This is a genomic window from Paenibacillus sp. NPDC058898, from assembly GCF_049316025.1.
Lineage (GTDB): Bacteria > Bacillota > Bacilli > Paenibacillales > Paenibacillaceae > Paenibacillus_AQ.
Map to the genome: position 1 here is coordinate 666102 of NZ_JBMOSM010000002.1, position 23410 is coordinate 689511.

Below are 23410 nucleotides of genomic sequence, written 5' to 3' on the forward strand. Positions count from 1 at the left end.
CCTTGCATCCTCTAGAGCAACCGTTAAGGAAGATATGAAAGGAGGGGATCATGTGGAAATCTCATCTCTCTCTCTCTCAAGCCCGGAAGAATGGCCGCATGCCAGACAGCAGTGCAGCGATTTCTTCCGACGGTACGGCAACAAACGTCTAACCCGCGAAGGTTACCAGTGTCTGGTCTCGCTATCCTATGAAGGGCTGCTGCAGCCCGGCACCTCAATCATGGCGGCTACGGTTCGAAGCGATATCGGCCGCATACCTGTGGGGATATGCTTTGCGGCGGATTATGGAGAAGGTGCCTGTATGATTGCTGTACACCCTCTATACCGCAACCGGCATATCGGTTCTTCCCTGATCCGCTCACAATTATCCAAATTTGGACGGCTGCGATGCAAAGTGGCCGCCGATCATTCCGCAAGTTTGCAAATGTGCTTTCATGCAGGGCTTAAGGCCATTGCTCTTGAGCAAGGTCCGACGAGCAAACCTACGCTCGTTATGAGCGGAGTCCTGCCCCTTCACCCATTCCAAAGTTGTTCAACATCTAGTGCTGACTCTATTCAAGAAGGTGAACTTCTGTGTCAAAACCCGTCTTAGGTATTATGACGTTATACTTGGATGAACGAAAAACGCTGGAGGAGCGGCATATCTACGAGCATATGATCAGGGAAGGAAAAGCGATGGGGCTCGACGTTTACGTCTTCACTCCTGCCGACGTCAACAGTACCCAAGGTCTGATCAACGCCATGGAATACGATCCAGATCATCGGAAATGGAGCCGGCGATGGCGCTCGTTTCCCAATATGATCTTTGATCGCTGCCGCATTCAAAAGAGCCCCCGCTTTCAACAGCTGCTGCGATTTCGTTCCCACTATCGGCATTTATTGTTTCTGAACAGACCTTTACGCAACAAATGGACGATTCATCAAGTACTGTCCACCAAGAAACGCTTCCGGCCCCATCTGCCGGATACCCGGATCGTAACAAGCACAGGTGACATCCACCGGATGCTTAATGTACATCCTACCGTCTATTTTAAACCGATCAATGGAACGGGCGGACGCGGAATTCTGCGGATTACGAAGGTCCCTGGTGTTGCGGGTACGTATGAAATCCGGGGACGCAATTCCAACCGGAGCATCATTCGACCAAAACGAATGCCTTCAGGCCATTTGGCACAATATCTGTCGGGCTGGGGTAATAAAGATCGATATTTGGTTCAAGAGGGGATACAGTTGGAGCTGCCGGATGGAAGAGTGCATGATTACCGGATGCTCGTACAGAAAAACGGATCAGGCGTATGGCAAGTGACCGGTTGTGTGGGACGCGTCGGGGCGCCGAAGAGCGTTACCTCCAACCTGCATGGCGGCGGACGTGCGACCATGATGGAAGAATTATTAAGTAAATGGATCACAGATCCGGTAAAGCGCGCCAGCATCCGCGAGGAAGCCGATTCCCTCGGCGTGGATGTAGCCCAATTTCTCGACGGACAGTATGGAGGTTTGTGCGAGCTTGCCCTGGATCTGGCCGTGGACAAAACCGGAAGAGTTCTTCTCCTCGAGGTGAATCCGAAGCCATCAAGAGAAGTCTTCTCCCAAATCGGCGATACGGCTGCATACCGTGAATCCATGGTGAAGCCTTTAGAATATGCACTGTGGGTCTATAGTCAAAAAAAATCCGCAAAAAATGCTTAAGATAAATCATAAAAAACCGTAATTAAGAATCAGAAATGCACAAAGGCTGTTTCCAAGAGGTTGCTTGATACCCTTGGGAACAGCCTTTATGACTCCTATCGATCTACTCTGCTTGATCATGAAGCTTCAGCAGGTGTGAAAAAGAATGAATAACGACGTCTGATCCCTTCAGCTCCTGCTCCCCGCCAAAGCCTGCATAGTGGCAGCCAATGACGGTTTGTCCGTTCTCTTTGCCTGCCTCCACATCCGATGACCGGTCCCCTACCATCCAGGCGTCCCGGATATCGTGTTCATCCAGCAGCAGTCTTACCAAATCCACCTTGGAAGCCGTTCCATGCTCTCCGGCACTGTAGACGCCTTCAAAGAGCGAAATGATCCCTCTCGCTTCGGCTATGCCTTTCACGTAATGCTCCAGGCCGTTGCTGGCAACAAACAATCGGACGCCGCGCCGATGAAGCTCCTCCAGCGTCTCCTTCACTTCTGGATACAATACGGCTGCTTCATTGTTTAAGCCTTCGAGTTCCAGCTGCAGCAGCAGCTCGTCTGCACGGCGATGGGCTGCCGGCGTTCCATTCGGCATGACAATTTTCCAAATGTCTTCGAGCAGCATGCCCAGACATCCAAGCATGAGCTCCTCATCCGGCGTTTCTCCTTCATAATGCCCCTCTTCACGTAAAATGTCGAACAATTTGTGATAGGCGGGCAGCAGCAGGGTCTCCGTCTGAAACAGCGTTCCATCCATGTCAAATATCATCGCTTCCGGCTTGATCAACGTTGCAGTATTTTCCAATTCGGTCCTTCCCTTCCCTTCAATCCATATAATCTGATTCTAGTCTAATCTTTCCTCATCATATAGGAACCATATCACATCTGCAAACCCCATCTCCTCATTTGCTTTTGATCTTCCGCCTATAAAATATGCGTAACCAGGAGTGCTTTATAGTTGTTATACATATAACACGTACTACGATGAGGGGGATTTACATGCCTGGAATAAAGGAGTCTGATACTACACCGCCAATTGGGCAGCTGGAAGCCGAGCTATTGGCTGAGCTGAGCCGCTATGATCCCCATGAACAAGCTGTCATTCTCAAGCGGATGGTGGGCCGCCTTAAGAAAGAACGGTATGTCCGCAGCCCGATCGTAGTGGTCAAAGAGATGATCCGGACGCCGCTCGTATGGCTCCTGCTGTCCATGGGAATGATGATCCCCATTCTGTTCTATATCCTGTTCGTTTGGGTATCGCTGGCAGTTGAAGGGTAATAGGATAGAAGAGGTAGGTACCAACTGATTGGCGTTTATCGATTAAAGCACGGACGTGGACGCCAAATCATTAATGTGGCGGCGCATAATGCCGAGGTAACTACCGGCAAATACTTGAGACCCTTCAACCCTTTTTCGTCTCCTCCATATAATACTTGCGACATAACGGCAATCACTTCATTCAGAATGAGCCCACCCGCATAACCTCCGATTAAAGCCATAACCAACACCGCAAGGCCTTTCATATTCAATCTACCCCTCTTTGTCCCTGTCGATAGTACGGCAGAAGGGAGCGCGCCGTGTCCACCGCGAGCCAGAACAATCCGATGGCAATGACCGGATGCCATGCACCCGCACCAGGGAAATTGGCCGTGAAATACTGGCTGAGGACCAATAACAACATGACCACCGAGCTCCATTTATACTTGGCGGGCAGCTTGCCTACAAAACCCGAAAGCAGCATAAGCAGCGGCACAATTTCAAAAAAATGAACAAATAGAGTATGGCTTCTCCACATCGATCCATCGTGAAACAGCGCCATGCCAGCAAATAGCGTCTGAATAGCAATACAAACAACAAAAATCCAGGCCAGCCCTAGTGAAATCCAACCGGCGAGCGGTGTTTTTCTGACAGATGAAGCTTGTTGGTTCATCTCGATACCCCTCTCTTGTTTCATGATCGTTACGGATACCATCCTATCACCGGAATGTTGTGATCTTGTGATGATGGCTTGCGGATTCCGTGAAATTTTCCATTCGCGGCTGGAAACCGTATATAATGGGGGGGATTTAAGGTTAAACCTAACGAATCAAAAGAAAGGCAGGATTCAGCATGGCACATACCTTGCTTTTTGTAGACGATGAACGCAAAGTCATTGAATTTATGGAGTCATTCCTCAGGCAAGAAGGATTTCAGATTATTACCGCTGCGACTGGTACGGAGGCTTTGGCCAAAGCGAGTGATTTAAAGCCTTCCCTGGTCATACTCGATTGGATGCTGCCTGAATTAAGTGGCATTGAGGTATGCCGTGAGCTCAGAAAATCAAGCCGTGTCGGCATCATTATGGTTACTGCAAGGATTGAGGAGACAGATAAACTAATCGGGCTTGAGGTAGGGGCGGATGATTATATGACCAAGCCTTTCTCACTCCGCGAGCTGGCTGCCCGAATTCGTTCTGTTCTGCGCAGAATGGAAGGCGGTTCGGTTTCCGAGGATTTGCTTGAGCGCGGCGAATTAACGATCTCGGAAACTCAATGCCGGGTATGGAAACGCGGCCAGGAGATACAGCTGACTCCTACCGAATTCAAGCTCCTTCTTACCCTCGCTTCCAGACCGGGCGTGGTATACAGCCGTCTGCAGCTGCTTCAAGCGGCCATGGAGGACGATATCCACAATGATGAACGGACCGCGGACGCCCATATCAGCCGGATCCGTAAAAAAGTAGAAGATGACCCTGCCGAGCCCATTTTTATAAAAACGGTGTATGGTTTCGGCTACCGGTTTGAACAGCAGCCATGAGTGTTGGACGTAAGATATTCATCGTGTTGTCGTCGTTTATTATCGGATTCAGCACCGTTTTCGTCCTTCTTACTTACATTGTGATCCGCGACTCCATGGATGTCATGCTGCAAACCTCGCGTGAAGAGGAGCTGAATCAGCTTGAGGCCAGGCTGCTCAGCTACTATGTGAAGAATGGGAACACCTTCCGTGTCATTCAGGATCAGGAATGGTTAAGCGAACGTCTACCAGTAGCCGACCACCAGGAAAGTATCCTGCTGGTATCCAGGGAACAAACGGTTCTCTTGCATGAGGGGGACGCGGTGGAAAAACAGATCAAACACTTGGGGGTTAAACGGACGTTATATTTTGAAGGCAAACCGATTGCGGACGTGTATTATTATGATACGGATATAGCAAACCTGTCCAAACTTCGAATTGGCACACCCACATCCATCATCATTCTGTTGGGAGGCGGCACCATCCTCTTCGTCCTGCTCTCCCTCGGAGCAGCCTACTGGATATCGCGGAGGCTTACTGCGCCGCTGCGCAAACTCGTACCGGCCATCGAACGCCTCGGGCAAGGCGAGTACGGTATCCAGGCTCCCGTTACCTCGGAAGATGAATACGGGAAGGTCGCGGTTGCTTTTAACGGAATGTCTTCCAGACTCGAACAGTCCGAGATGGTCCGTCGCAATCTGGTGGCTGATGTCGCACATGAGCTTCGAACACCGCTGACGATCGTCAGAGGCAAGCTGGATCTGCTTCAGCAGAGCGTGCAACCGATCCAGCCGGAACTATTGCTTCCCATCCAGGATGAGTTGATTCGCTTAACCCGTCTCGTAGGAGACCTTCATCAACTATCACTTGCCGAAGCGAAGCAGCTGCCGCTGGTTCGGAAACCTACGGACATGCTGGATCTGCTGGGTCAGATTCAGGAGCGCATAGAACCAGATGCCGATGCCAAGAATTTGACCCTGCGTTTAACGAGCGCTACGGAACACACTTCCGTTCCTGTGGATCCAAGCCGCATCACACAGGTGTTTCTGAATCTATTCATCAACGCGGTTCGGTATACGCCCCAAGACGGGCTTGTCCACATCACGTTACAAGAGGAGCCCGCTTCCGGCATGCTACGGATTGATATTCGAGATACAGGCCCAGGCATTGACGCCCAGCATCTTCCCTATCTCTTTGACCGCTTCTACCGCGCGGATGAAGCACGTGCACGGCATCAAGGCGGTATGGGACTGGGTCTGGCGATTGCCAAGGAATTTATCGTATCTCACGGTGGCACGATTCAGGTGGAGAGCCAGCAGGGGCAAGGAACTACATTTACGGTCCGGCTGCCCTATCATGACTCGGATCAGCAGTCGCACGGGATATAATGGCCGCCATAACTCCCAATCTAACATAAAACGGACAGGCCCGGACAGATATCGACCGGGTCTGTCATTTGTTATACATTCGTATGTCGAAACGATCTCCTCTCCCTTAGAATATTTTTTTCGTTGCCCGATCATCCTTAATAATCTCCACCGCTTCCCTGAAGCGGATGGCATGAATAATTTCGCGTTCCCGCAAAAATTTAAGACTGTCCTGCAAATCCACATCATCCGTCAAATCGATGAGCCATTGATATGTAGCGCGCGCTTTCTCTTCTGCCGCAATGTCCTCATACAAATCCGCAAGCGGATCGCCTTTAGCTTGAATATAGGTTGCTGTCCAAGGGACCCCGCCGGCATTCTCATAATACAGCGCATGATCATGATTGGCATAATGCGCACCTAATCCGGCAGCCTCCATCTCCGAAACCGTTGCATCTTTCGTCAATTTATACACCATAGTGGCAATCATTTCAAGATGGGCGAATTCCTCGGTTCCGATATCATTCAGCAATCCGATAACCTTATCGGGAATGGTGTACCGCTGATTCAAATAGCGGAGCGCTGCCGCGAGCTCCCCATCGGCTCCCCCATACTGCTCAATCAAGAACTTCGCCATTTTCGGATCACATTTACTTACTCGTACCGGATACTGAAGCTTTTTTTCATATACCCACATGGGATCGTCCGCCTCCTTGTTCTCGCTTTTCCTCTTCGCGAGGGCTGCATGCAGATGGTGAAAAAAACAGCAGCCCGCTTGCCAACACCGTCACCGTTAAACCTGCCAGGGCCAAGGCCCCTGGGCCCATTCGAACGGATACTTAGAAAAAGCACGGCCAAAATTTTGCAGCGGCCCATACAACTCTTGAAATTGCTTCGCGAGCACCGTCCTTTCCTGCGTCAGCCTGTTGAATTGCTCGATGCTCTTGAGATCATCCGGATGGGTGTCCAAATACAGGTTCAGCTCCACCAGGACAAAATCCAATGCCTGCAGCTGCTCGAGCATTTCGTAATACTTCCGATCTCCAACCTGGGGTCTGGTTTCGTTCACGGCCGATCACTCTCCTTTAAATTTTCGCGAGGTATACGGGCTATACAAAGACGGCCATAACGTTCCGTGTCTCAATGCCTCGGCAGGGCTAAACTGCGGCAGGCCGGGCGGTTGAAACACAATAAACTGGTTAACAGGCACCACATACGTTCTGTAGGGCTTGGGCGGGCAAGGATCAAATGGCGAATGAAATACCTGGTATACGCGCACCTCAGGGTTTTCCTTCAAGGGTATTCCTCCTTATCGTTACTATCCGTCGTTATCAAAGGCTCTTCGTATTTAACATATGTCTTCCGCCCAGAAAATGAACTCCAAAATGACAAAAAAACCCTCTTCCCTGGAATATTTCCGGGAAAAGGGTTCTCGTTGAGTTGTCCTCAAAATTTAATTTTGATTTGGAACAAGCCGGCTTTACGCATAGCGGAATAGATAATAACGACCAAAGGGCCGATAAAAAATCCGATCACACCCACCAGTTTAAATCCGATATACATGCTGACCAGAGCAGGCAATGCGCCGATTCCGACGGCATCCCCTATGACCTTCGGTTCCAGCACGCGGCGGATTACCGTAATCAGAATGAACATGAAGATCAAGCCAACCCCTGTAAAAATATCGCCTACTGCAAGCAGGTAGATGGACCATGGTATCAAGACGGAACCTACACCCAGAATCGGCAGAATGTCGACAATGGTGACAAGCAGAGCGATGGCAAGCGGATAGTTAACGCCTAATACCAGCAAGCCGAGCAGCGTAATCACGTACGTAAACAGGCTGAGAATCAGCTGTGCCCGTAAAAAACCGAAAATTGATTTTTTCAGGCTGATCAGCACTTCGTTCACCTGCGACTGTGATGTCTCATCGAATAGCGACAACACTTTCTCACGCATCGTATCGAGGCTGAAAGCGAATAGGAACACCGCTACACAGAATACAATGAACGTGACGAACAGGTTCGGCAGCGTTTTGGCAAAGGACAAAAATGTCGATGATACCGAATTGACAAGCGACCGTATATAGGAAGAAATATTCGACATGAATTCGGTAAGACTGTCGGCAAGCCCCGGCGAAATGCCGTTCAGCATGTCTTGCGCTTGAATAATCGTATGCTGAAGGAATTGGTTAGCCCCGTCAAAATATTGCGGAGCCCGGCTCCAATATTCGACGAGCTGGTTAAACACCTGCAGACCGATCAAATAAGCCAACAGCAGCATCAAAAGAAGGAATAGCGTGCTTGTCACCGTTGCGGCCGCGATGCGATTCAACCGAAGTCTTTTCATTAAGAGCCGATTTAACGGCTCCAATGCAATAGCAATCACGATGGCCAACAAGAACGGAGCTCCAACGGTAAACATTCCGTACAGTAACAGGAGGCCGAGACCGACAAATATGAGCTGCTTAATCGACATAATCCACTTCCTAACAAATAGAGTCTTGCTAGTTCTAGGTGAAGCTGCTCTCGAGCTTCTGATGAATCATGACGCGAGTTACACGCAATCGTGTAGACTCCTCTACCTCAAAGACCACCCCGTCAAAGGTGGTTTTCTTCCCAACAGCCGGGTTCCCTTCAAGCTCCTTGAATAACCAACCGCCAATGGAATCCACGTTATGCTCTTCAATCATCAAGCCGGTCAAATCATTCACTTCTTCAATGAGCATCCGCCCATCCACTGAAAAGTACTCATCATATACTTCAATTTCAGGCCGTTCATCTTCAAATTCATCGTACAGGTCCCCAACAATCTCTTCCAGAATCTTCTCAGCTGTCAGGATACCGGCCGTCCCTCCATATTCGTCCACCACGAGCGCAAGCTGCTCATGTCTTGCCTGCATCTTCCGCAGGACCTCGCTGATCTCCGTCGATTCCGATACATCCATAATTGGTCTCATCAAGGAAGCCAGATCACGCTGCTTATCAGGCTCCGCCAGCAAGAGATCGGTAATGTGGACAAACCCGATAATGCGGTCTTTGTTGTCCGTTGCAACCGGGTAACGGGAATGCTTCGTCTCATTGACGATCTGAAGATTCTCTTCCAAGGTATAATTGGTGAAAAGAACGTCCATGTCTGTCCTTGGCAGCATAATTTCTCTGGCTCTCAAGTCAGAAAAATCGAACAGGTTGTCCATTAATTTCATCTCGTTCTCGTCAATGACACCGCTCTTTGCGCTCTCGTTCATCAGAATCCGAATCTCTTCCTCGGAGTGAGCTGCTTCGGCCTCACTTGCCGGCTCGATGCCAACCATCTTCAGAATACGATTAGCGGAAGCATTCAGAACCCAGATCACCGGCAGAAAAATGCGATAAAACCAGAGCAGCGGCGCCGACAGAATCAGAGCCGTCCCCTCCGTCCGCTGAATAGCCAAAGACTTCGGTGCAAGCTCCCCTAACACAATATGCAGGAAAGTGATAATACAGAATCCCACCGCAACCGATATCGTGCTAATCAATCGTTCATCCGTAAAGCCAATGCTATGCATAATGGGAGCCACCAGCAATTCTGAAATGGCAGGCTCCCCAATCCAGCCAAGACCCAGGGAAGTTAAGGTGATCCCAAGCTGAGTTGCGGATAAATACGCATCCAGCTTCTGATTTACTTTCAGGGCAATGCCAGCCAGCCGGTTCCCTTCGCTAACGAGCTGGGTCAACCGGGATTGACGCATTTTCACCAGTGAAAATTCGGCAGCTACAAACACGCCGTTCAACAAAACGAGCAGGAAAACCAAGAGCAAATTCAAAATCAGTTTCCCGACCTCAAATTCCTCCGCCATGATGACACGCCTTCTTTCTAGAGTTCTAGTTTGTCTTTGCTTGCCTTGACTTGAAATCCACACCCTGGTAGTACATGTCCGCCACCAACAGGTTCGGCCCACAGCAGCTCACTGCATCGCAGTGACAGTTAACTGTTTGATTCAACGGGTGTCCCGTTGTCCATTCATTAAAAATATCGTCAAGCTTCTGTTCCTTAATATTACCAAACGCCGGGATATCAGCAAAATCCGTTACATACACATCGCCCGAGAATAAATTCACATTCACCCGATTACGACCATCCGGATCATTCCGGACCGTTACGTTCGGTTCTTGCCGCAGACGGCGAATGATCTCTTGGTCATGATCATCGGAGCTGCAGGCATAGAAGGGCAGCGTTCCGAACAGCATCCACATGTCCCGATCCCGGACATCGAGCAGATGGTGGATGGCAGCTTTCGTGTCATTCAAGGACAATACGGGCAGAGCGGAAGCAAAGTTTGAGGCATACATCGGGTGAACCTCGTGCCGTTTGCAGCCCATATCCTTGATCAGCTTGTGGATGCCGCTGAGTTTCGTATGCGTCCGATAGTTAATCATCGATTCAGCGGATATGTACATACCCGCTGCACTCAGCTTTTCCGAATTGATCAGCATCGTATCGTACATTTTGTATGCCGTCTCCTTGGAGACAGGACGTGCGCTATTTGCAAATCCGACCTCATAGAAGTCATCCCCGTTCAAATAATTGAATGAGATATGCATAACGTCCAGATAAGGCAGCATTTTCTCATACCGACTCATATCGAGCGTCAGATTGGAGTTAATCTGGGTCCGGATGCCCCTTTCCTTGGCATACTTGAGTAAGGGAACAATCACGTTGTCCACCGTCTTGCCCAAAAATGCCGGTTCTCCACCCGTCAGACTAATCGTCTGTAGATGCTCTACCTCGTCCAGTCGCTTCAGCATCGTAACGAGAGGCAGCATCGGGGCTTCCTTCATGACAAGCATATCACCGACAGCGCAATGCTCACAGCGCATATTACAAAGATGCGTCACTGTCATTTCCACACTGGTCAGCACATGACGGCCATGCTCGCGCAGTGAAGTTATCGGATCCCACGGATCATAACTCGGCGAAATGGGCCTTACGGCTGATGGAAATGGCTGTGCTGTATTACTCATGGTTCTCTCACCTTATTTCTTTGAATTACCGATTCATGCAGTACAACTTACGCTTTATGTACTCTACGGCTTTGATAATGTCCATTATATGATTATAACATACCCAAACAGAAGGCTTCTGCTTGTTTCGGCTGGGAAATCATCCGGTTTCCCCGGGTTTGTCAGAGCGTTCCTTGGAAGTAAGTTTGTGTGCCGGAAACATCCACCTTGGACTCCACCAATTCGCTTTGCCCATCATCTTCATAAACGCAGGCACAAGCAGCACCCGAATTACGGTAGCATCCAGCAGAACGGCTGCTGTTAGGCCTAAACCGATTGCTTTCATCACTTCATTATCCGTAAATACAAACGCACCCACAACGACGGCCAGGATTAAGGCAGCGCTTGTAATCAACCCGCCCGTGCTCTCCAGACCTTCAGCTGTGCTGAATTCGTTGTCCCCCGTCCGTTCATAGTTCTCCATCATACGCGAGAGCATCATAACTTCATAGTCCATCGATATGCCGAACACCACACAGAATATCAGAATCGGCAAAAGCGCAAAGATAGATCCCGTAGAGGAAACACCCAGCCACTGCGCGCCTATCCCCTCTTGAAATACCCACACTACGATACCGAGTCCGGCGCCGAGGCTGAGCATATTCATTATGCTTGCTTTTAAAGGGAGCACGACCGATCGAAACGCCAGGAGGAGGATGACATAGGTAACTACAAATACAAAAACCAGAACATAGGCGATTTTCTGATGGATGGCATCCATGATGTCAAGTTTGTATGCGGGACTTCCAGTGACATAGGTCGTCAGCTCATGAGTATCCATCGTCCTTAACGCTCGGACAAGCTGCATTGTAAGTGCATGGGATTCCCCATATTCTGGGATCACGGCGACGGCTGCTATATTCCCCCTTACAAAACGATGCTGCTCCAGCTGCTGGCGGATATCTTCGCGGGATAAATACTTCGATGCTTCCACTACCGATCCTCTGCCAATGCTCAGATAACTCTCTACCTGCTTCACACCCGGCATCATCCTGATTTCATCCGTATATGCCTTCATTAGCTCGATGCTGCGCGACTCCTCATAAGAGGCCGGAAGCTCCACCGCCACAACGATCGAATTCAATTCACGTTCGTCATAAGCCTGTATGAGCAGGTCGTGACCATAACGGGATTCATAGGCGGGGGGAAGCACTTCGGCTGCGGGGATCGCGATATTCATGTGCCTAACAGGATAAATCGCCAGCAACAGTAAACCGATCGCTGCGATAGAGATGGTTACAGGATGCGCCATGACAAATCTGGAGAGCTTTCTCCACATACCGGAGGTCTGCCGTGCCCGAAGCGTCCGGTATGCGGCAGGGAATAGAGGGAGCGTTTCTATACGCGGGCCCAATATTCCCAATAATGCGGGAAGAAGCGTGTTACCAGCCAGCACCGATAACAGCACGACGGTAATGCCCCCTATGCTGAAGGAACGGAAGATCGGCAGGTCTATGAAACTCATCGCCACAAAACCAATCAACACAGCCGCACCGGAGAACATCACCGCTTTGCCGGCGGTTGCGCAAGTGACAGCCAGGGCAGCTCCCACATCTCCGCTCCGTGCCCGCATCTCTTCTTTGAAGCGGCTTACGACCAGCAAAGCATAATCGATACCCACGGCCAGCCCCAGCATCGTTACAACATTCGGAAGGAAATTGCTGATCGAACCGTCGGCCAAAGCGACGAAATATAGGATTCCCATCGTGACCACCACGCTGGCAACACCGGCTAACAATGGCAGAATCGCGGCAGTCAATGTTCCAAATACGACCGCCAGGATGAGCAAAGCTGCGGGAATGCCTACCATCTCGGCATGGATGATATCGCTTTTGACGGCTTGGTTCATGTCGGCGAAGATGGCGGTATTCCCTGTTATGTAAGTATCCGCTCCCGTGATGTCCGGAACCGAATCTCGAATCTCTTCAAACTGCTTCAAGGCTTCCGTGGAATCCAGATCCAGCAGCACCGTCACGGATACGATATGGTCCTGGCCTGCCTTATGAGCTGCCATATTCATATAAATATCCCTGACATAGGGACGGGCTCGCAAAGGCGCAAGCTCCGTCAATATTCGCCTCTGCGCCGTGCCTGCCGTCAGATTCTCATCGTGCTGACTGACTACGACAACATCCAATGAGGCTGCCGACAATCCTAATCCCTCTTCCAGCTTCTCAATCCCGATCTGGGCCGGACTATCCTTCGGCGTAAACCCGTTGTGCTCCAGAATGGACGGCAGCTTAAACGCAAACGGAAGCAGCCCGCAAAACAAAAGAAGCCAGGTCACAACAATGGCTTTACGGTAGCGATATATCTGTCGCCCCCATGTATGCAGCAATGTTGTATGGCTGTTACGTCTCACGAGTCAACCTCCTTAAGTGTAAGTTTGATCTATGGTGCTCGTCCGATACCAGCGATCATAATGGCCAGCGTTTCCGACAAATCCAATTCGTAAGGTGCAGTTAGCGGTGTGCCTTCGGCATCCGTTAATACGCGGACAACGGGGCGATGAGGCACATGTGCGTGAATTTTGGATACCACTCCACTCTCACCCGTATGCAATTTCACGGTGATCCCTGGAGGATATATCGCTACCCGATCCCGAAACATGGCCAGGAATGACTGTTCATACAGTGTTCCCGAGCCTGCATACATCACCTCTACCGCTTGATGCGGCAATAAGGCAGGCTTGTACACCCGCTGTGTTGTCATCGCGTCGTAAGAATCCGTAATCGCAATCCATTTGGCGTATTCATGGATCTCCGATCCTTTCAAGGCTCTGGGATAACCGCTGCCATCCAGGCGCTCATGATGTGACAAGGCGCAATGCGCTGATAACAGGGGAATGTTGGGTTCATCTTTCAGTATTTTGAACCCGATCTCCGTATGCTTCTGAACCTCGCGAAATTCTTCTTCACTCAAACGTCCTGGATGATTCAGCAGCTCCTGGGATATCCTCGTCTTGCCGATATCGTGAAGCAATGCCCCCAAGCCCAGCACCTTCAGATCCTGCCGATTATACCCGTAAGACACACCAAGAACCGTTGAATACAGACATACGTTAAGAGAATGACGATACAAGTTGTAATCGTTCGTATTCATATCGGTCAGCAGCACCATGCCCTCGTCATGATCCGATATTTCATCCATAATAGACTCCATCATTCCAGAGAACGTTTTGCCTAAATGAAGGAAGCTTCCCTTCAGAGCAGCCTGGCTCTCCAGGGTCTTGAAGCTCGTCCGAATTGACTGGATCGCGTGCAGCCGAGTTTCCTCGGTCAACAACTCCGGAACCACGATATCCTCCGTCATCGGTTCCTCGATATAGACATACCCGAGTTCCAACGTGCCCAGACGGCGGATCAGCCCTGTTGTCAGCTCCACGCCTTCGGCAAGCAGAATTAAACCATCGCTATTATATATTCTTTTACCAAGAACCATCCCCGGCCTCAACGCGTTGATAGGTATAAGACGCAAAATCCGTCACTTCCTCTGCTATTCTCAAACTTGTGTGGGATATAGCGTCTAGTCTTCAGTGGATCACGATACGAAGAAGCCGGATCTCCTCCTTGTGTCTCCTCCTGCTTAATGCATGATAAACAGCCAAAAAACGGCAGCGAGAACAAAACGGTAGATCGCAAAATGAGTAAGCCTTATCTTCTGTATGAGCTTCATGAAGGCCAAGACGACAAAATAAGCGACAACAAACGAAACGATAAATCCGGCAAGAAATACACCGATCGTATCTAAAGTAAAATATCGATAAGAATCCAGCAATTCATATCCGGATGCAGCACACATAATGGGAATTGCGATAATAAACGAGAAGTCGGCCGATGCCTTATAGCTCACACCGCTAAGCATCCCCCCGGAGATGGTGGATCCCGAACGGGAAAATCCCGGCCATAATACGGATATGATCTGGTAGACGCCAATCTGAAAGGCCTGTTTATATGTCAAGTCATCCAAATCATGCGATGTCACTTGAACTTTATGTTTATTGTACCATTCTGCAAAAATCATAAAAATACCGCCGGCAACGAGTGCAAACAACACGGTCTGTGCATGGAACAGGCTCTTGATGAAATCCCTCGCAAAGAAAGCAACCAGCAGGGCCGGTGCAATCCCCAAAAAGATATGAATCAAATTCAATCGTCTTCGAGGCATCTTCTTGGTCAATGGTTCACTTCGACTCCAGCCGAGCAGATTCAAAATCCGATTCCAGTAAACAATCGCGATCGCCATAATAGCGCCAAGCTGAATAACAACCTCAAACGTCTTCATGATCGGAGTTTGATCGTCGTAACCGAGCACCTTAGCCGTCAAGATCATATGGCCTGTGGAAGACACCGGAATGAATTCGGTCAGTCCTTCCACAATCCCCAGTATAATGGATGTGATAAAATCCATGATCCTTCCCCTCCTTACCTTTGTCCTCCTCATATGTATGCTCGGCCAAAGGAAGTTAGTCGGGGATTGTCAGGATAACCAGCGTGGAATCATGGACTCTTCAAGCGAACCGGGCCTCGAAAGCTCACTTCGCAGCAAGTCTCTAATAAACTCCGGCAGCATATATACCGTGTCCTTACCAAGTGACAACGACTCATATCCGATTTTGAAAGTGAACATGTCGAGTGTTCCCACCTTGTATTCTCGCTGCAGCTCTAGCGGTTGTCCCTTCATGGAGATATGCGTGATCTTGCGATAGGGCTCTCCGTTCTTGTCAAAGTGAATCTTCAAGCCATCGACAGCCAGGCCGCCTAATATATAACCGCGGAAGCCAAAGCCCAGTATCTTCTTCCCGCTGAACTCCTGGAGCAGGCTTTCCTCAAGTGCTTGATAAATATGTTCTCCGCGCAGCTTCACGACACAGGGATTAATCGGGGACGGACACAGGCCATGGAGCATGCCGGTACTGATCTCACCCTCCGGCAGCGGTCCTAGCAGCTGCCCCGAGTTCACGATAGAAAAATCAGCATCCGTATGCTGCAGCACTGCCTGAGCCAGCAGGTTCGCAAACGGCGACTCCTCCTCATAGTGAATGGGCAGACTACGGTCAATAACGGCTACGGCCTCCGTTAATTTCTCCCTTGCCAGCTCATGGTGTTTCATGATCGCCTGCTCTACGATGGGTTCCATCAAGTTTTTATCCACGGGCAGCAGACTTCCCTCTATACAGGTAAAGCGATCTTCTGCATGATCGCGCTGCACGCCAAGGCGACCTACGTATTGTCCGAACTTGCCTGCACCGCACACGGCAGTCTTCCCAATCATCAGAGGCTCCTCAAGGATGTGATGGGTATGACCGCCTAGAATAACATCAATCCCCTCAACATGTTCTGCTAATCTTTTATCAATCGTTAGTCCTAAATGGGATAAAACGATCATGATATCACACTGGCCCTGAAGCGCTCGCACTTGCTCAGCAATAGCCTGCACCGGATCTCCGGCTTCCCAGCCTAACAATTGATAAAATCCTGCAAAAGCAGCCGTTGCGCCGGTGAGCCCGATTCGAATGCCTTCTCGTTCCAGGATCACATGCGGCTTCATCCATGAAGGAGGTTTACCGCTCTTTGTCTCGCTTATGTTGCAGCACACAACGGGACACTGCAGTCCGGCGTATACACTCTCCAGAACATCATACGAAATGGTGAGCCCTTCGTTATTGCCAATCGTGATGGCGTCGTATCCTGTCAAATTAATGACATCCACATTGGCTTGGCCCATCGTGCCTTCAGTTTCCACCGATGCCCGGTCCATATGATCACCGATATCCAGCACAATTGCCTTATCACCGGCAACCGCCTTTTCCCGGGAAATAAGTGCCGCCACATTACTCATCATTTCAAAATGGCTGTGAATATCGTTGGTATACAATATCGTCAGCTTCTGCTTGTTGCTTCCTAACCCCATCTGGCGGCCCCTCCCCATGTTCGTTATTCCATAATTTCCGGTCTTACAAGCATAACATTTTAGCGAAGAATATGGTATATTGTAGCCCATAAGAATTACGAGGTGATGAAGAATGTCAACAACCATTTCTATATTATTATTTGCAGGATTAGCTGATCGAATCGGTACAGCTTCACTTACATTTAACGTACCGGGCTTTCCCCTTACAGCCGGGGAATTGAAGCTGCTTCTTAGCGGGGCTTATCCTGATGTCCAATCCCAGATTTCCACGGCTTTCGTTGCGGTCAATCAAGAGTATGCGTTATCGGATCAGCTTATTCAAAGCGGTGACGAGGTAGCTCTGATTCCACCTGTGTCCGGCGGTGACGGAACCGCCCCGCAAGACTCCGGATCCAGGTCCTCGGCAGATGGGAAGTGCTCTATATCCTACGACCAGCTGTCCGTAGAAGCAACCATTGCCAAAGTTCATGATGATAATCATGGAGCAACGCTTTCATTTGTAGGAACAACGCGAGAGATGAGCGGCCAGATGCGAACGGTTACGCTGGAGTATGAAGCATATATCCCGATGGCGCTAAAAGAGATGCAGCAAATATGCGCTGACATTTTTCGACAATGGCCCGGCACGCAATGTGCGATTTCCCACCGTATCGGTACGGTCGGTATTGGAGAAACCAGTGTTGTTATCGCTGTATCCTCCCCGCATCGGAATGCATGTTATGAGGCCAGCCGTTATGCCATCGAACAATTGAAGCGATCCGTCCCAATCTGGAAAAAGGAGATCTGGGACGATGGTTCGGAATGGAAAGGACCGCAGACCGGACCCTGGGACCCAACCGTTAGGTAATAAGTCATGATTACACATTGTAAAACCATAATTTTCTTGCTAAGATAGTTTTGATCTTTTTACTTATATAAGGGCAAGAGGTGCAATGATTTGAGAGTACATGTCACGGACCTGATACCCGGTGATCAAATGCAGGATGATGCTTACAACACAAACGGCGTTCATGTTCTACAAAAAGGAGCAACCCTTCGTTTAGAGGATATATCCAAGCTATTGCAGCACGGTATCGATTACATAGAAATAAACCCACGCAAACTGTCCGTATCCCTCGATTCATCATCTGAAATTTCAGATTCATACAACAAGGTTAAACCCCATTTCAATCTTGCATTTGACGGGTGCTCCACCTTATTTACCGAAGCGTCACAAACCGGTAAATTCAATGAGTCCGTTGTGGATGATGTTTTCAAACCCTTAGTCGGCTCTCTGAATGAGCATACGGATGTGGTCTCCTTGCTTCTGCTTTTTAATGGCAAAGACGATTATACCTACAGGCACTCCATTCAAGTAGGAATGTTATCGTACTATATCGCGGATTGGATGGGTTACTCCGACAAGGAAGCTTATGAAATCGGCAAAGCGGGCTATCTCCATGATATCGGCAAAAGCAAGATTCCAAGGAATATACTGGACAAGCCAGGGAAGCTGACTTCTGAAGAATATGAGAAAGTGAAGCTGCATACCATCTATGGTTACGAGATGATCTCCGAATCCATGGAAGATAAGGTCACCGCTATGGTCGCACTCCAGCACCATGAACGGGATGATGCTTCCGGCTATCCACGAGCACTCCGTGCAGACCAGATTCATCCATACTCTCATATTTGCGCTGTAGCCGATGTATATAGCGCGATGACAACGAACCGGGTCTATCAATCCAAGCAGCAGCTGTTAACCGTACTTCGGGAGCTGTATCGTCTTAGTTTCGGTAAACTGAACGGCAAGCCGACGCATGCCTTCATCCAGCAGATGCTGCCGAACTTTATCGGTAAAAAGGTTCTGCTGACGACCGGCGAATCAGGCAGTATCGTCATGAACAATCCTTCGGATTACTTCCGTCCGCTTGTGAAGACTGAGGATCGATTCATCGACCTCTCCAAGGAATATAATACCGAGATCCAAGAGATTCTTCTGTAACCGGCGTTTTCGCCTAAGACCCCTTATGAATAACTCATATAGCCGCCAGACTAGTGTGCTGGCGGTTTTTTCGTGCGTTTTTGTGACATTTCTCACATCATCTCACTCTTGATTTCTGGCAAAATAAAGGCGTATCCTATCGAGACGAGCTCACGCAACTATAAAGGTCACAATGAATCAACATAAAATAAACAATCCAAGCATCCCCAGCATAAAAAAGGGGCAAACCACTCGTGCCCGAGTGATTTGCCCCCTGTGTATATAAGAACTATTTAGCCGATACTGCCTTCCATCTCAAACTTGATGAGTCGATTCATCTCAACGGCATACTCCATCGGAAGTTCTTTGGTGAATGGCTCGATGAAGCCCATAACGATCATTTGCGTAGCTTCAGACTCGCTAAGGCCACGACTCATGAGGTAGAACAATTGTTCCTCGGACACCTTGGATACGGTCGCTTCATGCTCCAGCGTAATGTTGTCATTCTTGATCTCATTGTAAGGAATCGTATCAGACGTCGATTCATTATCGAGGATGAGTGTATCACACTGGATGTTGGCTTTCGCGCCTTCTGCATTGCGACCGAAGGAAGCCAGCCCACGGTACGTTACTTTACCGCCATGCTTACTAATGGACTTGGATACGATCGTAGAAGTCGTGTCCGGTGCCAAGTGAATCATTTTGGCTCCCGCATCCTGATGCTGGCCTTTGCCTGCTACAGCGATGGACAATACCATCCCTTTTGCACCGCGACCCTTCAGGATAACAGCAGGATACTTCATTGTCAGCTTGGAACCGATGTTGCCGTCCACCCATTCCATCGTTGCATTCTCTTCAGCAACGGCACGCTTGGTCACGAGGTTGTAGATGTTCGGCGCCCAGTTCTGAATGGTTGTATAACGAACGCGCGCATTCTTTTTACAGATGATCTCGACCACCGCACTGTGAAGCGAGTTCGTGCTGTAGATTGGCGCTGTACATCCTTCTACGTAGTGCACGAAGCTGTCCTCGTCGGCAATGATCAGCGTACGTTCGAATTGGCCCATGTTCTCGGAGTTGATTCGGAAATACGCTTGCAGCGGAATTTCACATTTCACGCCTTTTGGAACATAGATGAAGCTTCCGCCAGACCATACCGCACTGTTCAAAGCCGCGAATTTGTTATCCGTCGGAGGTACGACCGTTGCAAAGTACTCTTTCAGAATCTCCGGATGCTCTCTAAGAGCCGTGTCGGTATCCATGAAGATAACGCCTTGATCCTCTAGATCCTTTTGCATATTGTGGTAGACCACTTCGGATTCGTACTGCGCGGATACGCCCGCCAGGAACTTCTGCTCCGCTTCGGGAATACCCAACTTATCGAAGGTTTCCTTGATCTCGGCCGGTACTTCCTCCCACGTCTTGCCTTGCTTCTCGGAAGGTCTTACATAATACTGGATATCGTTGAAATCCAGCTCGTCGAGATCGCCGCCCCAGCGAGGCATTGGCATTTTCTCGAACTGCTCCAGTGATTTCAAACGGAATTCCAGCATCCATTCCGGCTCGTTCTTGATTTTGGAAATTTCCGTTACGACTTCACGCGTCAAACCTTTGCCAGTTTGAAAAATAGCTTTGTGCTCGTCACGGAAACCATATTTATATTCTCCAATTTCTGGTGCCTTTTTAGCCATTTAACTTACCTCCCTATCGATCTATTGATTCACTTACTTCGCGTCTATTCCTTTTCGGAGTGCGTTCCACGCAAGAGTTGCGCATTTAATGCGTGCAGGAAACTTGTTAACACCGGATAGGGCTTCAATATCCTCGTACTCGTCAAAATCTACAGCCTCGCCTTTCATAAGGGAGGAGAACCGATCCGCCAGACTGATCGCTTCATCCAGCGTTCTGCCTTTTACAGCGTCCGTCATCATCGAAGCGGAAGACATGCTGATGGAGCAGCCTTCCCCTGTATATTTGGCATCGGCTACTACGCCGTTCTCTACCTTAAGCTGCAAGGAAATGCGATCTCCGCAAGTCGGATTGTTCAAATCGATGGTTACTGCATCGTCTTCAAACTTGCCGCGATTGCGGGGGTTCTTATAATGATCCATGATGACACGTCTGTACAAATCGTCAAGTTGCATCGCCAAAATACTCCTTTGTCTGGATTAAGGCGCTAACTAATCGATCAACGTCCTCTTCTGTATTATACAGATAAAAGCTCGCGCGTGCCGTAGAGGATACTTTTAACCAACGCATAAGCGGTTGACAGCAATGATGTCCTGCACGAATCGCAATCCCCTGTGCATCCAGCACGGTTGCCACGTCATGCGGGTGAACGTCGCCAAGGTTAAATGTAACGAGGCCTACTTTACGCTCACGGGGACCGTAAATGGAAATACCTTCGATCTCGGAGAGGCGGTTCATGGCGTAAGCCGCAAGCTGCGATTCATGCTGCTCGATGGCATCCATTCCGATTTCCTCCAGGAAATCGATGGCAGCGCCCAAACCGACAGCCCCTGCAATGATAGGCGTCCCTCCTTCAAACTTCCAAGGGAGCTCCTTCCAGTTCGACTCGTACAATCCAACATCATTGATCATTTCTCCGCCGAATTCGATCGGCTCCATTGATTCCAGCAGCGCCTTCTTGCCGTATAATGCGCCGATACCTGTTGGAGCGCACATCTTATGGCCGGACAAAGCGTAGAAATCGCAATCCAGGTCCTGGACGTCCACTTTCATATGCGGTGTGCTCTGCGCACCATCCACCACAATGACGGCACCGTGGCGGTGCGCGATTTCCGCCATTTGTTTCACGGGATGTACAACGCCCATCACGTTGGATACGTAAGCGATGGCTACAACCTTGGTCCGTTCGGTAACGAGTGCCTCTACATCTTCGACACGGATCGTGCCGTCAGGCTGCAGAGGAATATATTTCAGCGTAGCGCCAACGGCGATAGCCGCCTGCTGCCACGGTATGAGATTACTGTGATGCTCCATTTCCGTCAGGACAATTTCATCCCCAGGACCGCACACAGAGCGCGCGTAGGACGAAGCTACCAGATTTAGGGCCGTCGTCGTACCGCGGGTGAAAATAATTTGCTCCGAACTCTCGGCATTAATAAAACGGGCAACCTTCTCCCTGGCTCCTTCATAAGCATCAGTAGCACGGCTGCCGAGTGTATGAACCCCGCGGTGTACATTGGAGTTCTCCCACTCGTAGTACCGCTTGATAGCATCTATGACCACCTGCGGCTTTTGCGATGTCGCGGCATTGTCGAGATATACCAGCGGATGTCCGTTGATCTCCTGATGAAGAATGGGAAATTGCTCACGGACAGAGGCGATCATTGTCCCAGCTTCCTTTCAACGAGCCCCTGCAGTTGGTCGCGAAGTCCCTCAAGCGGAATTTCGCTGACTACCGGAGCCAGGAAGCCGTATATAATCAAGGATTCTGCTACGGTACGCGAAATACCACGGGACATCAGGTAGTAAATTTGCTCCTGATTCACTTGTCCTACGGACGCTGCGTGTCCAGCTGTTACATCATCCTCGTCAATCAACAGAATCGGGTTCGCGTCACCGCGAGCTTTCGGGCTGAGCATCAGCACACGCTCGGTCTGTTGTCCGTCCGCCTTCGTTGCACCCTTCTCGATCTTGGTAATTCCGTTGATGATGGCTTGTGCCTCTTCGCGCATAACCGCACGGGTAATCATCTGGGATTCGGAGCTCTTGCCATAATGCTTCGCTCGCGTGGTGTAGTTGAGCTTCTGGGAGCCGGAACCTACCGCGATGACTTTTGCATCAGATGTCGAGCCGTTGCCCTTTAGGATACTCATGGTATCGCTAGCTGTATCGCCATTGTTCATTTCACCAACGATCCACTCGATCGAAGCGTCATTGTCCAGCATCGCACGACGGAATGTAACATCGGTTACTTCCCCAGCCAATTGGTGAACGGAAGCATAACGCACCTTTGCGCCATTGTTGGCGAATACTTCCACCGCTCCGTTATGGGTCAACGGTGCTGCCAGAGAATCCGATACGTAGTTGTCTACATAAGTGATCTGACTGTTCGCTTCAGCTACGATCAGCACATGCGGAGCAAATGTTGCTTCGGCATCATCCGTCAGCATCACCGCCTGCAGAGGTACATCGACCTCCACATTCTTAGGAACATAGAGGAACACCCCGCCGTTCCATACGGCAGCATGCAGAGCGGCCATCGAATGCTCGTCATTCTTAAGCGCTTGATGCAGATAAGGTTTAACCAAATCCGCGTGTTCTTTAACCGCTGTTTCCAAATCGGTGAAGATCACGCCTTTGGCGGCAAGTTCCGGAGCCAGACTTACATATACGGTTCCCGAGTTGCGTTGAATAACCAAGCCGCCTTCTCTTGAACCTTCGACAAGTTTGGCTACCTGTTCTGGCAATTCGTCAAGGGAAGCAAGTTTGTTGCTCTCTTTATATTCACCATAGCTTTGGATGTTCCAGCGCTCGATGCGTTGTTTCTCCAGCTTGGGCAGTTCCAACTGGCCAGCCAGTTCCAGGGAAGCCAAACGGCTGTCTGTCAGCCAGGCCGGTTCCTGTTTACTTTCGGACAATGCCTTCAGAGCCTCAGCGTTGACCGGAAGAATGGTTTGTGTAGTCATATCGTTTCCTCCTCCCGTCTA

24 protein-coding genes are annotated in these 23410 nt (G+C 49.7%); 7 read left to right on the top strand and 17 right to left on the bottom strand.

The features are described from left to right. Nucleotides 1-52 precede the first annotated feature (52 nt). Both ACOZB4_RS07305 and ACOZB4_RS07310 read left to right on the top strand, forming a co-directional pair. On the top strand, nucleotides 53-592 hold the full coding sequence (locus ACOZB4_RS07305; protein WP_379406183.1) for a GNAT family N-acetyltransferase: 540 nt from the start codon (nucleotides 53-55) through the stop codon (nucleotides 590-592). After that, nucleotides 574-1689: a YheC/YheD family protein gene (locus ACOZB4_RS07310; RefSeq protein WP_379406182.1), complete on the top strand. Its 1116-nt coding sequence runs from the start codon at nucleotides 574-576 to the stop codon at nucleotides 1687-1689. The genes ACOZB4_RS07305 and ACOZB4_RS07310 overlap by 19 nt, the downstream gene beginning before the upstream one ends. Before the next feature lie 103 nt (nucleotides 1690-1792). Here the strand turns inward: ACOZB4_RS07310 and ACOZB4_RS07315 are convergent, their stop codons facing one another. Beyond that, on the bottom strand, nucleotides 1793-2479 hold the full coding sequence (locus tag ACOZB4_RS07315) for an HAD family hydrolase (RefSeq protein WP_379406181.1): 687 nt from the start codon (nucleotides 2477-2479) through the stop codon (nucleotides 1793-1795). A gap of 194 nt (nucleotides 2480-2673) precedes the next feature. Between ACOZB4_RS07315 and ACOZB4_RS07320 the strand changes: the two genes are divergently transcribed. Then, nucleotides 2674-2952 (top strand): hypothetical protein, encoded by a 279-nt coding sequence (locus ACOZB4_RS07320; RefSeq protein ID WP_379406180.1) that lies wholly within the window; start codon nucleotides 2674-2676, stop codon nucleotides 2950-2952. A 35-nt stretch (nucleotides 2953-2987) separates the two neighbouring features. Here the strand turns inward: ACOZB4_RS07320 and ACOZB4_RS07325 are convergent, their stop codons facing one another. Both ACOZB4_RS07325 and ACOZB4_RS07330 read right to left on the bottom strand, forming a co-directional pair. Then, nucleotides 2988-3197 (bottom strand): DUF5957 family protein, encoded by a 210-nt coding sequence (locus tag ACOZB4_RS07325; protein WP_379406386.1) that lies wholly within the window; start codon nucleotides 3195-3197, stop codon nucleotides 2988-2990. A 2-nt stretch (nucleotides 3198-3199) separates the two neighbouring features. Beyond that, nucleotides 3200-3628 (bottom strand): DUF6220 domain-containing protein, encoded by a 429-nt coding sequence (locus ACOZB4_RS07330; RefSeq protein WP_379406179.1) that lies wholly within the window; start codon nucleotides 3626-3628, stop codon nucleotides 3200-3202. A 155-nt stretch (nucleotides 3629-3783) separates the two neighbouring features. Between ACOZB4_RS07330 and ACOZB4_RS07335 the strand changes: the two genes are divergently transcribed. Both ACOZB4_RS07335 and ACOZB4_RS07340 read left to right on the top strand, forming a co-directional pair. Then, complete coding sequence (locus ACOZB4_RS07335; RefSeq protein ID WP_379406178.1) at nucleotides 3784-4470, top strand: response regulator; 687 nt, start codon at nucleotides 3784-3786, stop codon at nucleotides 4468-4470. After that, complete coding sequence (locus tag ACOZB4_RS07340; protein ID WP_422759514.1) at nucleotides 4467-5837, top strand: sensor histidine kinase; 1371 nt, start codon at nucleotides 4467-4469, stop codon at nucleotides 5835-5837. The genes ACOZB4_RS07335 and ACOZB4_RS07340 overlap by 4 nt, the downstream gene beginning before the upstream one ends. Before the next feature lie 106 nt (nucleotides 5838-5943). Here the strand turns inward: ACOZB4_RS07340 and ACOZB4_RS07345 are convergent, their stop codons facing one another. The 10 genes from ACOZB4_RS07345 to ACOZB4_RS07390 all read right to left on the bottom strand — a co-directional run bounded on the left by ACOZB4_RS07345 (nucleotide 5944) and on the right by ACOZB4_RS07390 (nucleotide 16771). Further along, nucleotides 5944-6513, bottom strand: coding sequence for a manganese catalase family protein (locus ACOZB4_RS07345; protein ID WP_379406176.1), 570 nt, complete (start codon nucleotides 6511-6513; stop codon nucleotides 5944-5946). Nucleotides 6514-6609: 96 nt separating this feature from the next. Further along, the gene (locus ACOZB4_RS07350) at nucleotides 6610-6885 is read right to left on the bottom strand and encodes a spore coat protein CotJB (protein WP_379406175.1); all 276 of its coding nucleotides are present in this window, start codon (nucleotides 6883-6885) and stop codon (nucleotides 6610-6612) included. Nucleotides 6886-6891: 6 nt separating this feature from the next. Then, entirely contained in the window at nucleotides 6892-7113 is a 222-nt protein-coding gene (locus ACOZB4_RS07355) for a spore coat associated protein CotJA (protein ID WP_090909178.1), read from the bottom strand. Between the two features lie 149 nt (nucleotides 7114-7262). Next, nucleotides 7263-8294, bottom strand: a complete 1032-nt coding sequence (ytvI, locus tag ACOZB4_RS07360) for a sporulation integral membrane protein YtvI (RefSeq protein ID WP_379406174.1) — start codon at nucleotides 8292-8294, stop codon at nucleotides 7263-7265. Between the two features lie 34 nt (nucleotides 8295-8328). Continuing rightward, on the bottom strand, nucleotides 8329-9654 hold the full coding sequence (locus tag ACOZB4_RS07365; RefSeq protein ID WP_339267293.1) for a hemolysin family protein: 1326 nt from the start codon (nucleotides 9652-9654) through the stop codon (nucleotides 8329-8331). Nucleotides 9655-9679: 25 nt separating this feature from the next. Beyond that, a complete protein-coding gene (gene yfkAB, locus ACOZB4_RS07370) occupies nucleotides 9680-10819 on the bottom strand; it encodes a radical SAM/CxCxxxxC motif protein YfkAB (RefSeq protein ID WP_379406173.1) in 1140 nt (379 codons plus the stop codon). A gap of 139 nt (nucleotides 10820-10958) precedes the next feature. After that, nucleotides 10959-13220 (bottom strand): MMPL family transporter, encoded by a 2262-nt coding sequence (locus ACOZB4_RS07375; RefSeq protein ID WP_379406172.1) that lies wholly within the window; start codon nucleotides 13218-13220, stop codon nucleotides 10959-10961. A gap of 29 nt (nucleotides 13221-13249) precedes the next feature. Next, a complete protein-coding gene (locus tag ACOZB4_RS07380; RefSeq protein ID WP_339291598.1) occupies nucleotides 13250-14335 on the bottom strand; it encodes an HD-GYP domain-containing protein in 1086 nt (361 codons plus the stop codon). Between the two features lie 108 nt (nucleotides 14336-14443). Continuing rightward, nucleotides 14444-15268, bottom strand: coding sequence for an undecaprenyl-diphosphate phosphatase (locus ACOZB4_RS07385; RefSeq protein ID WP_280530284.1), 825 nt, complete (start codon nucleotides 15266-15268; stop codon nucleotides 14444-14446). A 69-nt stretch (nucleotides 15269-15337) separates the two neighbouring features. Continuing rightward, entirely contained in the window at nucleotides 15338-16771 is a 1434-nt protein-coding gene (locus ACOZB4_RS07390) for a bifunctional metallophosphatase/5'-nucleotidase (protein WP_379406171.1), read from the bottom strand. A gap of 112 nt (nucleotides 16772-16883) precedes the next feature. Between ACOZB4_RS07390 and moaD the strand changes: the two genes are divergently transcribed. Next, the gene (moaD, locus tag ACOZB4_RS07395; protein WP_379406170.1) at nucleotides 16884-17618 is read left to right on the top strand and encodes a molybdopterin converting factor subunit 1; all 735 of its coding nucleotides are present in this window, start codon (nucleotides 16884-16886) and stop codon (nucleotides 17616-17618) included. A 90-nt stretch (nucleotides 17619-17708) separates the two neighbouring features. Then, nucleotides 17709-18755 (top strand): HD-GYP domain-containing protein, encoded by a 1047-nt coding sequence (locus ACOZB4_RS07400; protein WP_076324366.1) that lies wholly within the window; start codon nucleotides 17709-17711, stop codon nucleotides 18753-18755. A 272-nt stretch (nucleotides 18756-19027) separates the two neighbouring features. On the opposite strand, the gene sufB is transcribed toward ACOZB4_RS07400, so the two are convergent. The 4 genes from sufB to sufD are packed head-to-tail and all read right to left on the bottom strand — an operon-like array spanning nucleotide 19028 to nucleotide 23389. Next, nucleotides 19028-20425, bottom strand: a complete 1398-nt coding sequence (sufB, locus tag ACOZB4_RS07405; RefSeq protein ID WP_379406169.1) for a Fe-S cluster assembly protein SufB — start codon at nucleotides 20423-20425, stop codon at nucleotides 19028-19030. 33 nt (nucleotides 20426-20458) lie between these two features. Continuing rightward, nucleotides 20459-20878 (bottom strand): Fe-S cluster assembly sulfur transfer protein SufU, encoded by a 420-nt coding sequence (sufU, locus tag ACOZB4_RS07410; protein WP_098748444.1) that lies wholly within the window; start codon nucleotides 20876-20878, stop codon nucleotides 20459-20461. After that, nucleotides 20868-22088, bottom strand: a complete 1221-nt coding sequence (locus ACOZB4_RS07415) for a cysteine desulfurase (RefSeq protein WP_076324369.1) — start codon at nucleotides 22086-22088, stop codon at nucleotides 20868-20870. The genes sufU and ACOZB4_RS07415 overlap by 11 nt, the downstream gene beginning before the upstream one ends. Further along, nucleotides 22085-23389, bottom strand: coding sequence for a Fe-S cluster assembly protein SufD (gene sufD / locus ACOZB4_RS07420; RefSeq protein WP_076324370.1), 1305 nt, complete (start codon nucleotides 23387-23389; stop codon nucleotides 22085-22087). The genes ACOZB4_RS07415 and sufD overlap by 4 nt, the downstream gene beginning before the upstream one ends. Nucleotides 23390-23410: the final 21 nt, after the last annotated feature.